Origin of the sequence: Rhizobium sp. PEPV16, from assembly GCF_008919455.1 — a bacterium.
Classification (GTDB): Bacteria; Pseudomonadota; Alphaproteobacteria; order Rhizobiales; family Rhizobiaceae; genus Rhizobium; species Rhizobium leguminosarum_Q.
On the sequence record NZ_VSZV01000189.1, the window covers coordinates 1 to 11,434 of the forward strand.

At 59.6% G+C, this 11,434-nt stretch carries 10 protein-coding genes and 2 pseudogenes; 1 reads left to right on the top strand and 11 read right to left on the bottom strand.

Annotated features, from left to right (window positions below):
* The coding region (locus FY112_RS04880) for a glycerol-3-phosphate transporter permease (RefSeq protein WP_151517858.1) at positions 1–590 on the bottom strand (590 nt) is incomplete at its 3' end.
* 65 nt (positions 591–655) lie between these two features.
* Positions 656–1,978 (bottom strand): sn-glycerol-3-phosphate ABC transporter substrate-binding protein UgpB, encoded by a 1,323-nt coding sequence (gene ugpB, locus FY112_RS04885; protein WP_094088174.1) that lies wholly within the window; start codon positions 1,976–1,978, stop codon positions 656–658.
* 376 nt (positions 1,979–2,354) lie between these two features.
* Between ugpB and FY112_RS04890 the strand changes: the two are divergent.
* A pseudogene (locus FY112_RS04890) lies at positions 2,355–2,754 on the top strand (inorganic phosphate transporter); the annotation flags it as partial.
* Here FY112_RS04890 and FY112_RS04895 read toward each other — a convergent pair.
* From FY112_RS04895 to FY112_RS04935, 9 genes and pseudogenes are all read right to left on the bottom strand, one after another.
* A complete protein-coding gene (locus FY112_RS04895) occupies positions 2,751–3,725 on the bottom strand; it encodes a sugar kinase (RefSeq protein ID WP_094088175.1) in 975 nt (324 codons plus the stop codon). The pseudogene FY112_RS04890 and the gene FY112_RS04895 sit on opposite strands and share 4 nt — an antisense overlap.
* Before the next feature lie 18 nt (positions 3,726–3,743).
* Positions 3,744–4,559, bottom strand: a complete 816-nt coding sequence (locus tag FY112_RS04900) for a carbohydrate ABC transporter permease (RefSeq protein ID WP_017956614.1) — start codon at positions 4,557–4,559, stop codon at positions 3,744–3,746.
* Positions 4,559–5,497, bottom strand: a complete 939-nt coding sequence (locus FY112_RS04905) for a sugar ABC transporter permease (RefSeq protein WP_151517859.1) — start codon at positions 5,495–5,497, stop codon at positions 4,559–4,561. Before FY112_RS04905 ends, FY112_RS04900 begins: the two co-directional genes overlap by 1 nt.
* Positions 5,497–6,825, bottom strand: coding sequence for a sugar ABC transporter substrate-binding protein (locus tag FY112_RS04910; protein ID WP_027664815.1), 1,329 nt, complete (start codon positions 6,823–6,825; stop codon positions 5,497–5,499). The genes FY112_RS04905 and FY112_RS04910 overlap by 1 nt, the downstream gene beginning before the upstream one ends.
* 55 nt (positions 6,826–6,880) lie before the next feature.
* Positions 6,881–7,558: a GntR family transcriptional regulator gene (locus tag FY112_RS04915; RefSeq protein WP_011648806.1), complete on the bottom strand. Its 678-nt coding sequence runs from the start codon at positions 7,556–7,558 to the stop codon at positions 6,881–6,883.
* Positions 7,559–7,565: 7 nt separating this feature from the next.
* Positions 7,566–8,450: a dihydrodipicolinate synthase family protein gene (locus tag FY112_RS04920; protein ID WP_094088177.1), complete on the bottom strand. Its 885-nt coding sequence runs from the start codon at positions 8,448–8,450 to the stop codon at positions 7,566–7,568.
* 113 nt (positions 8,451–8,563) lie between these two features.
* Positions 8,564–9,868, bottom strand: coding sequence for a plasmid replication protein RepC (repC, locus tag FY112_RS04925; protein ID WP_094088178.1), 1,305 nt, complete (start codon positions 9,866–9,868; stop codon positions 8,564–8,566).
* Positions 9,869–10,022: 154 nt separating this feature from the next.
* Positions 10,023–11,024 carry a plasmid partitioning protein RepB gene (repB, locus tag FY112_RS04930; RefSeq protein WP_151517860.1) on the bottom strand — a complete coding sequence of 334 codons (1,002 nt, stop codon included), beginning with the start codon at positions 11,022–11,024 and terminating at the stop codon, positions 10,023–10,025.
* 4 nt (positions 11,025–11,028) lie between these two features.
* Positions 11,029–11,434 (bottom strand): annotated as a pseudogene (locus FY112_RS04935) (plasmid partitioning protein RepA); the annotation flags it as partial.

An 11,434-nucleotide genomic window follows, 5' to 3' on the forward strand; every position in this document is an offset into this window, starting at 1 on the left:
GCTCCGTCGATGGCCCCGGCTTCCTGAAGCGAGCGCGGGACGGATTTCAGCGCAGCCAAGAAGAACAAGAAGGTATAGGATATCTGCTTCCACGTCGCCGCGATCACGAACCGGACCATGGCGTGATCGGGATTGATTAGGTGGTTCCAGTTGATTCCCATCGCCCGCAACATATAGGCGACGATACCGATCGACGGATTGAACATGAACCACCAAAGAATGCCGGCGATCGCGGGAGCGACGGCATAGGGCCAGATGAGCAGGGTCGAATAAATTCGAGAGGTGCGCAACACGCGCATAGCCGCTGCAGCCAGGAGCAACGCGATCGCCGTCGACAGGACCGTCACGAGAATGGCGAAGACGAGCGTGTGGCCGAAGGCATTGATGTAGATCGGATCGGCAAAGAGCCGGCGATAGTTTTCGAACCAGACGAAATTCGTTTTGAAGCCGAAGGCATCCTGGCGCAGGAAAGATTGCCAGAACGCAGTCGCCGCGGGCCAGAGGAAAAATACTACGGTCACGAAAATTTGGGGTGCGATGAGCAGGTAAGGCAAAAGCTTGTTGGGAAATACGGTCCGTTTGGTTTGCATGGGGCCTCACACTGACGGATGGGAAACGGGGGCCGGTCTCTCACCAGCCCCCGTCGCAGAGCCCATTAGTTGGCCGACTGGAAATCGCGAAGCTGTTCGTTGCCTCGTGCGACCACGGAATCAACCGCTTCCTTCGCCGTCTTCTTCCCGCCCAGCAAGGCTGCAAACTCATCGTCGATGATACCACGCACCTGGACGTAGTTGCCGAACCGGATACCCTTCGAATTGTCGGTGGGTGTTACCCGCGTCAGCTGCTTGATGCCGATATCTGCTCCGGGATTCTTCTCGTAATAGCCCTGGTCCTGGCCAAGCTTATACGCAGCCTCGGTTATCGGCAGATAGCCGGAGAACTGATGCCAATCGGCTTGAACTTCCGGCTTCTGCAGGTAGGTGTAGAATTTCGCGGCGCCCTTGTACTCCTCTTCCGGGCGGCCTTTCAGCGTCCAGAGCGTGGCGCCGCCGATAATCGAATTGAGCGGCTGCGGAATGACGTCGTCATAGTAGGGAAGCGGCGCAAACCCGACCTTGAAAGCCTTTGCGTTGTTGATGACGCCGGCCCGGCCGGCCGAGGAATTCATGTACATCGCGCAGTCCTGCGAATAGAACATCGGAGGAGCGTTATCGCCGCCGCCAGGCCCGCCGAATTTGAAGAGCCCCTCGTCCTGCCACTTCTTCAGATTGTCCCAATGGCGGACCGTCAGATCGTTGTTGAAGGTGAATTCCGCATCCAAGCCGCCAAAACCGTTGGCCTTGGTGGAGTAGGGTTTGTCATGCAAGGCATTGAGGTTTTCGGTCTGAATCCAGGAGATCCAGGCGCTGGTAAAGCCGCATTTGGCTGCACCGGACTTCATGATCGTCCGTGAGAAGGCTTCGACGTCCGCCCATGTTTTCGGCGGTGTTTCCGGATCGAGCCCCGCCTTTTTGAAGACATCCTTGTTGTAATACATGATCGGCGTCGAGGAATTGAACGGCAAGGACAAGACGTTGCCGCTGGTGTCCGAGTAGTAGCCGACGACCGGCGCAATGAATTTGCTCTGGTCCCAGGCCTCCCCCTCGTCCTTCATCAACTGGTAGACGGGATAGACCGCGCCTTGTGCTGCCATCATCGTGCCGGTGCCGACTTCATAGACCTGTACGATTGCGGGCTGCTGGTTGGCGCGGAACGCAGCAATGGCGCCGGTCAACGTCTCATCATAGGTACCTTTGTAGACCGGCACGATCTCATAATCGGACTGCGACGCGTTGAACCCCTTGGCGATCTGTTCAAGCTTCGCGCCATTCTCGCCACCCATTGCGTGCCACCACTGGATCTTCGTGGCGGCCATGGCCGGAACGGATAACGAAAGGCTGGTCAGTCCTGCGGACAGGAAAAAAGCGATCTTGTTCATCCTCACTCCCACTTGTTTGTCGGTTCATAGCCTCCCGCTACGAACATGAGCCGATCGTAACAGGCGAGTTTCACTTTGCAAATATGAAATGTTCATATGAACATATGATGACACCAAGCCCCGACGGTCATAAAGGGCGGCTGGCTGGAAGTATGAGTTGAGTGGCCGATCGATTTGCGCGCGCTGACCCAGCTTTGGGATGGCTCGCTTGGGTCGTTAACGGCTTTTCACGGGCAGCGGCGTGCTTGTAGCAGTTTTGCGACACTCGATGGAGCGCAGATGCTGAACTGGTTTCCGAAAACTGATGCCGCGGGCAGATCGCTTCTTCGGTTTGCTCACCCAACACGCAAAGACCGTCGTCGGTGTGGCCGAAACCCTCCAGTTTGTGTCCGCCTCTCTCTATTCCCTCGGCCATGGGGCAATGACACTCAAAAGACGATGTTTGATATCGCAAGGATACTTGGCGGATGATTCCATGTACCGCTCTTGGTCGTCCTTTCATGCAAAAGTGCAATTGCACTCGGTACGCTTTTCGATCCCATGGCGGATTGTATGGGGAAGATTACGCGTCTCAACCCAATGCAGGGCTTTTGTGCCGAAACAGGCGGAGCTCTGACATTGGTTGGCCCAACCTGGCTAGGCATCCCGGTTTCGACCACACATGCGATCACCGCTGGGGCTTGGCGGGCAACATTGTTGTTGCCCGGGTTGCCACACTTGCCGTCGCTGCGATCGCTTCAGCCTTAGGCTATTGGCTTTCGGACCTCTTCCATTAACGATCCCTCATCCTGGTCATCGGCACGTCCCAATCCCGCAGGCCATCGCGGACCTCGGCTCTGCTGGGCGCGCCGGTGCGACCGCCGAATACCTGGCATTTGAGCGCCGCCGCTATGGATGCCCAGCGCATCGTCTCTTCGATCGGCAAGCCTTCGGCGGCAGCCAGCGCGAAAGCGCCATGAAAGATATCGCCGGCTGCGAGCGTATCGACCGCCCTCACCTTCGGAGCGGCAAGATGGGCGATTTCGCCGGTTCGGTCATCGAACCAGAAAGAGCCATTTTCGCCCGCCGTGACGCTGATGAAAGCTTGCTCGAACTTTCGTTTCAGAAGGCCGACGACCTTCACCAGCTCGGCTGCACCCGCAAGGCGCTCGGCGGCCGGCTGCGAGAATACGATGTGGCTGGCCGCCGGTGCAAGCATCTCGATTACGCCATCGCCTGCGACATCGCCATCGAGAATGGCCGGCTTGCCCGCCTCTCGGGCGGCCAACAGCGTCCGCAACGCAAGCTTCGGCCACCGGACGTCGACCAGCACCGCATCGAAAGAAGAAACGTCCTCTCTTGTGACCGGCTTGACCGTCTCGTGCAGGCCCGCATCGTAGAAAGGCACAATCAGGCGCTCGCCCTGATCATCGACGAGAATGGTCGAGATGGCCGAGCGGGCGCCTTCGACACGCAGCATGCCGCTCGTGTCTATGCCGCTCTCGCTGAGGTCGGCAATGATCCGTTCGCCGATGGCATCATTGCCGACTGCGCCCCAGAGGCTGGCATCGCCGCCCAGCCGGGCGACCGCAAAGGCGGCGCTCGACGCCATGCCCTCGGCGATCTGCAGCATGTCGTAGGGCAGAATTTTGCCCTGGCCGGTCGGCAACGTGCGCACCCGAAACAGGGTATCCATCACCGCCGCGCCGACACAAAGAACGCGGCGCGCCGGACCGGGAGGCGCTTCGAAGGCAGAAGAAGTCGTCAAAGCCTTTGTCTCACCCGCTTACTTGACGGCTCCGGCCGTCAGACCCGCCACGATCTGCCGTTGCGCAAACACCGTCAATATCAGCACGGGCAAGGTGACGATCAATGCGGCTGCGGCGAGCGGACCCCAACTGACCTGTTCGAAAGAGAGCATGTTATAGACCGCGACGGGAAGCGTGCGCGTCTCGCGGCTGGCAAGCACGATGCCGAAGACGAAGTTGTTCCACGAGAAGATGACCGACAGGATGAAGGCGACGACGATGCCCGGCCTGGCGATCGGCAAGGCGACCAGCCGGAAAACCTGCCAGGGTGTTGCGCCGTCGATGCTTGCAGCCTCCTCCAGCTCCATCGGCGTCGTCTCGAAATAACCGATCATGATCCACACGACGATCGGCACGGTGACGACGAGATGGATGATGATTTGCGGCAGGAGCGTGCCGAGCAGGTTCAGCCACTGAAACAGCAGGAAAAGCGGGATCAGGAAGGAAAGGCCGGGCGTCATGCGCGCGATCATGATGACCATGGCAGACTTCTCGGCCTTCAGGCGCGCGATGCCATATCCGGCCGGCACGCCGATCAACAGCGCCAGAAGCGTGGCCGCGCCCGTCACTAGCACCGAATTCCAGAGATAGAGGAAGAAGTTGTTCTCCTGGAAGACTTTCAGATAGTTCGACCAGGCGAAGCGTTCCGGAATGAAGATCGGCGGGTAGGCACCGTTGTCGATCTCATATTTCAGCGACAGCGAGATCATCCAGAGGAAGAACAGGACGACCGGCGAGATCATCACCAGGGCGACAAACAGCAGTCCGATGCGATCGAGCGTCTTGCGCTTCATCAGCGTGCCTCCCCGTCGGACCAGTTCACGCGCTGCCGGAGCATCATAAGGATGAAGGAGAGCAGGACGATGAGGATGAAGAAGACGACCGCCATGGCCGAGCCATAGCCGATATCGTAGTAGGCGAAAGCGGTGTTGTAGAGATAGATGTTGATCGTCTCCGACGCTGTGCCCGGGCCGCCCTGGGTCATGGCATAGATGATGTCGAAACTTTTCACCGCATCGATGCTGCGGATGATCACGGCAATCATCAGGAACGGTGCGATCATCGGCAGCGTCAGATAGCGGAATTTCTGCCAGACATTGGCTCCGTCGATTTCAGCACTTTCATAGGGCTCACGCGGAACCGCCGCCAGACCGCCGAGCACGATCAACATGATAAGCGGCGTCCACTGCCAGGTCTCGACCAGTACCAGCGACGGGATGACGCTGCTCTGATTGTAGATCCACTCCTGCGGGCCGATGCCGATGAAGGAGAGGAGATAGTTGAGGACGCCGAGCTGCGGATGGTACATCATCGTCCAGACGAGTGCGATGGCCACGGGCGTGGCCATCATCGGCATCACGAATATGCCGCGAATAAGACCGCGCAACGGAAATTGAGCATCGAAGATCAGCGCGGCGAGCGTCCCTAGAAAAAGGGGGACCACCACGGAAAGCGTCGTATAGAGCACCGTATGGCACAGCGAGTCCCAGAAGCGCATGTCCACGACCAGCCGGGCATAGTTGTCCAGTCCCGCAAAGACCTGGGACTGGCCAAGCGTCCAGCTGTTGACGCTCATCCAAAGCGTAAACACCCATGGAAAAACGATGACGGCCGCAATGACGATCAGCGCCGGGATGACGAAAGGCCAGTAGTTGGGAGCAAACCGGTCCGGTTTGCTCCTCCCTTTCGACGTCTTGGCCACTGCGGCCGTTTCGATGCTTGTCGAGGCCATTATCCCTCGCTTTTCGCCAGGACGGGTTCGAACTGTGCCGTCGCTGCCTTCAGCTCGGTTTCGGGATCGGCGCCGCCGATCATGTTGGTGAGACCGACACCATAGACGTCGCGGAACTCGGTGACCGGAATGATGACCGGCAGCGCGAGCTGCGAGATCTTGCCGGAACCGACCACGGCATCAAGCCAGGCGCCCGGCATCTTGACGCCTTCGCGGACCTTCGCATCCTCGAGGACGGACTGCCGGAAGGGAACGCCGGCGCCGGCCTGCAGCAGACGTGCGCCCATTTCATGCGAAATTGCCCATTGGCAGAAGAGGTACCCGGCTTCTTTCTTCTGGCTTGCCGCGACGACGCCAAGGCCGTCGCCGAAGGTGCCCGCGGCCTGTGCCTTCGGACCTTTCGGCATGATGCCGTAACCGACTTGGCCGACGACGCGCGACTTTTCCGGATTCTCGATCGGCGGCGCAAAACCGACGCCGTCCAGCCACATGCCGATCTTGCCCTGCAGGAAGGCCGACTGCGCCTCGGCCCAGTTGAAGCCAGAAACGCCGGGAGGGGCGGTCTTGGTCATCAGTCTTTGATAGAGCTTGGCTGCATCGATCGCTTCTTGCGATGTCGTGCGCAGCTTGCCATCCGGACCGAGCGGGCTCGAACCATACCCAAGCAGCAGCGACGTCCAGACCGGCGTATTGGCGTTCTTCAGGCCGCGGGCGACGAAGCCGTAGGTGTTGGTGGAAGGATCGGTGAGCGCCTCCGCAGCACTGGCGAGTTCTTCGAACGTCGTCGGGTAGGCGAGCCCCTTCTTCTCGAACAGCGTCTTGTTCCAGTAGATGATCCAGTAATCGACCGAGAATGGAAGCGAACGCAGAACGCCGTCCGGATCTCTGGCAAAAGTCAGGCCGGCTTCGGCGAAGTCGCTTTCAACCAGAGACGGGTCGGTCAGAGACGGGTCCTTGAGAAAACCGCCGATATCGGCAAGCCAGCCCCCCTTTTCGAACTGCCGCTTCTGGACGTGGTAGCTCATGTGCACGACATCGAAGCTGGGCTTGCCGGAGCTCAGCTCGATGGTCGTTTTCTGACGCTGCTGTTGTTCGGGCGTCGCTTCGGCATTGACCTTGATGCCGGTGAGCTCCTCGAATTCGGACAAGTACTTCAGAAGTATTTCGCTGCGCGGGCTCTTGACCAGGTTGACTTCCAGCGTCGTGCCGGCAAAGCGCTTCCAATCGACGGCAGCCGATGCCAACCGGACACCGAGCATGCTGCTGGCGCCAAAAGCGGCCGTACCCGCCAGAAAGCCGCGTCTCGTCGGGTTCAAAAAAGATGACATGTGATTCCTCCTCCTTTTGCCGGCGATCTCCTCACCCCCGGCTGTTTATTTCCGATTATATCCTGAGCGCACGATCTCTTGCATGATTGATATGTGCGACAAGGCTGTTGACGGCGTCCTCCGCCGATCGTCGTTCGATCGCCTCGAGCACCTTCAGGTGCTCAACCATGACAGGTCCGACGTGACCATCGATTCGAAAACGGTCCTGACTGATCAGGCGCATCTTGATCGAGTTCACCCGGTAGGCGTTCGAGATGATGGTATTTCCCAAAGCATCAATAAAAGCATCGTGCATGCCCCAATCGACAGCCTGCGCGTGCACTTCCAGTTCGTGCGATCCATCGCCGTTTCGAATGGCGTCGGCAATATCCCGATGCTGCTTCAGGAGCCCAGCGACCGTCTCGTCAGACGCAGAGCGGGTGAAAAGCGCGACCGCTTCCTTCTCCAGGAAGACGCGCAGCTGGAACGCCTCGCGAATGAGGTTCAGATCGATATGAGCGATCTGCAACCCCCGTTGGGGCACCGTCTTGATCAGACCTTCGGCTTCGAGCCTCGGGATGAGTTCGCGGATGGCGCCAAGCGTCAGCCCCGTCAACTCGACGAGGCGACGCTGCGAAACGAACTGGCCGGGGCGCACGTCACGCGCAAGAAGGTGGCGTGTGAAGCTCTCATACGCCTTTTCCCGCAGTGTCGGCTGCTCGTCCGTTCCGTCCATCGCCTCCCCCAGAAACATCTCCGACCTATGCCGCTTTCGAGCGGAAAAGAGTGTCGAACGCAAGAGCGAGTTGCGCCTGCCCTTCGCCGGATATTGAGACGAGTGGTGGTCGAACCGCAAGCCAGATTTCATCCGACGTCAGGTGAGCGACCATCGCTTTCACGGCGGCGGTCACCGGAAATTTCAGCAGTTCGTCCACGAAATTCTCGACGCGAGGATCGTCCATTCCTTCCTCCGCCATCAGCTTGACTTCGCGAGGTACGAAATTCGCCATGCCGGAGATCGCACCCTCGCCGCCAAGCCGCACGCCCTTCGCCAGGTGACGTTCGTCCCCCACCAGGATGACGAGATCGCCATGCGCCTTCAGTAGCGTTTCGGTAAAAGGCCAATCGCCGGAGGAATCCTTGACGCCCGTTACCACGTTGGGAAAGGCGGTCCGCAGGCGGCCGATCAGCGAAACAGTCAGCGGAACCATGGTGACCGAGGGAATGTTGTAGACGATAATGTCTCGCGCCTTGTCGCCCAGGATGGCGAAGACAGCCGAGAACCACTGGAAGACGCCATCGTCACTGACGTTCTTGAAGTAGGAAGGAGGAGCAAGAAGGATATTGCGGGCTCCCTTGGAAAGCGCATGGCCGGCCTGCATCGCCGCATCCTCGGCCGCGTCGACCAGCACACCGACGATGATCTGCTTTGCGGCTATCCCACTATCGAGCAAGGAAGCGAGAACATGCTCACGTTCCCGCGTGCCGATGGAAGAACCTTCCCCCGTCGTCCCGAACAGGGTTACACTCGAGCACCCTGCAGCGAGGCTTCGGCGTGCCTGCTCGATCATCGCCCCAATCGCGATATCGCCATTGCTGTCGAATGGTGTGGCAAGAGCGACCGAGAGCCCGAATTTTTGTGTCAAATATGCTTCCTCCCAAAGAATGGATCAGGTGTAGCAAACTAACATGTTAGATGTAAAGAGGTGATTGCGCGCTGCCTCGCTGCACGAATATCGAGGCAGTCGCTTTCTCACGATCAACTGGCATGCCTCGCCGTTGGCCCGTTCGCCCGCACGAGCGCCATCAGCATCGGGCCGATCGCAAATTCGCCCCTCTCGGTCCTTCGAGTCAGATCTCTGAGATAACCGCCGGGCGAATTGATGTGCCCTCCCCTTTCCAGGATGCAGGCGATCACGGTTGCGGCGTTTTCCGGCCCCATGCCCGAGCAGGCTTCCTCATAGGCCGAGGGACTGACGCCGAGCATCGACCGCACGACGACGGCGGCCGACATCAGGTCTCGCCAATTGCCGATGCTTCCGCCAGGCCCGTAATCGAGAATACTGGGGCAGGCCTGGAGGACGAGGCCGAGCGGGAAGGATTTCAGGCTTGGTCCGGCGCCCGGATCGGCCGCGCCCCCCGCCCTGTTGCTCATCCCGCCGGAAGGCTTTTGCTGTTTCAATCTTCGTTCGTCCGACGGGCCGACGTTCGGGTCGTTATCGGCCGCTGCCTTTTCGCCCTGCTTCGTTTCGAAGCTTGGTTCAAGTTCATAAAGGGAGTTGGGATTTGAATTCTGTTTGTGATGCTCAATTTGAGACTCATTGGCGTCTATTTTTTTTGCTTTTATCCGTCTTTCCAGCATGTTGACGATCTCTGCACGCAGCAGCCCCATCTCGTCGAGCAGCGGGGCGAGGTCTTCGGCGGTCGCCACGCGTGGAATTCGAGCAAGAAGCGCTCGAAACATCGCCGAAATGCCTTCCCAATTACCGGAAACCCCTTCTTCGAGCGCCGCCGCGATCAGTTTGGAAATGTCGCGCCGGCACACCGTCAGGCGTTCCCTTGTCACCCGTAAGAGCTCCCGGTCGGCAACCGCCTGGGCGGCCAGGCTTTCGATTTCGACAGCACGGGCCAGAAGCGGTGCGACGCTGAAGCCGAAGGCCTCGCCGATGGCACCTGCCCTGTCGCGGCGCGCATAGCGCTTTCCATTCGGGCTGTCCTTGCGCAGGATCAGGCCTGCCTCGACCAGAACGGCAAGATGCCGCCTGAGGGTGGCTGGGGTCATGCCGCGAGCGCGCAACGAAAGCTGCGCATTCGACGGGAAGACGATCAGTCCCTTTTCCTCGGAGATTTCGTCGTCAGGGTAGAAGGTCAAAAGCGCGTCGAGCACCGTCAGCGCCCGATCGGTGACGCCAAGCGCCGGCCGTGCTTCGCAGATCGCCCTGAACAGCTTCCATTTGCTGCGTTTCATCCCCGGCTCGATGGTCTCGGCCAGTTGCTGGCTTGCCAGCATGCCAAGCGACATCGGCCGCCGCCCGAAGGGCGTCGTCACATATCCACTCTCCATTTGCCTTCACCTTCGTTCAGGCAAAAGAAAACCATCCACCAATTTGGTGCCTAAGACGCTTGACTGTGATTCGTGGAAATGCGATTCTCGATGTGCTTAAGATCTGAGAAGGGCTTCCACGACGGCGTCGTTGGGGGCCTTTTTCTTTTGCGCGCTACGCTCCTCTGTCCTTGTTGAACTCCTGGAATAGGCCCTTCAGCCTTTCCTGGACGAATTGATCGAAACCGGGCGCGGTCTTGCCGTCGAAGACGAAGGTCGCACCGGATGCTGTCTTCTTGATCATGACAGGCACGCCACTAACCTGGGTTTTGGCCACCGCCGGCTTCGGCGCGGCCGTCTTCTTCGTTGCCAGAACGAGTGCCCGGTGAAACCGCTCGTCGCTTGAAATTTTGCGCGCGTCGTCCGCGGACAACTCCGCGATGATCTTCTCGACGTCGGCTTTCTCAAGCCGCTCGCCCAGTTCCAACCATCGGCGGCGGCCGATATCAGGTGCGGCACCGATGACGTTGACGAGCCCCAGGGGGACTTGCCGGATGACGATCAGCATTCTCGACAGCGCCGCCTTGTCCACGCCGAGAGCCGCCATGATGACATCGCGGCCAAAGCTCCGTTCCTCGAGCCGCGATGCGAAGAGCGCGCGCTCGATGTAGGAGAGGTTGGTTCGAGCGCTGTTTTCCTGTCCCTGGCTGACGACCAGCTGACCGTCGGTGAGATCGCGAACGACCGCGCGCACCCTGATGCCGATTTCTCTGGCGGCAGCCAGACGACGATGGCCGTAGGCGACTTGGTAGCGTCCCCTCGTTTCGGGATGTGGGCGGACAAGGATCGGAACCTGCTGCCCATGCTCGCGGATCTGCTCGACAAGCTGCGCGAGTTCGGCCGCATCGATTGCCAATCGGTCGCTGACGAAGGACGCGTCGATCAGACCGGGATCGAGCTCGATGATGGTCTGGCCGGCGGCAAGCTGCCGTTCCAGTTCACTCGCCCGCTCCATTTTCTCGGTAATGTTGCCGAGCGTCTTGGTAATGCCGCCGACCGGCGCGGCACTGCGCTCCTGCGGCACGAATCCAGCGATGGGGCGATTGTCGCGCGGCGCGACCGCATCCGCCCTTGCCGGGTTCGGAGCGGAAATTTCGATGAGGTTTTTGCGCGCCATCTATCTATTTCCTCCCCCAGGTCGAGCGAATATGCGCCTCGATCTCGCCGTTCACGAGGTTGAGCGACTCCAGTGCCCGATCGTAGGTTCCGCGTGTGAACTGCGACCGCTCGACCTCGTAGAGTGTCTGCTTGGTGACGCCGGCGTCGGCGACCGCCGTCGACTTCACCATGGCGTTGTGGAGCATTCGATTGCCGAAGATCGCCCGCATGAAGCCGGTCATCTGGCTTTGCGGTCCGTCGTTCGGCTCGAACCGCGTCACGAGATACCGCATCCAGTCATAGCTGGTACGGCCGCCCGCCTTTTCCACGACCGACATCAGCTCACTCGTCATCGTCAAAAACTGCGACATCGACATCACATCCAGCATCTGCGGGTGGACCGTGATCAGGACCGAGGTGGCCGCGCAG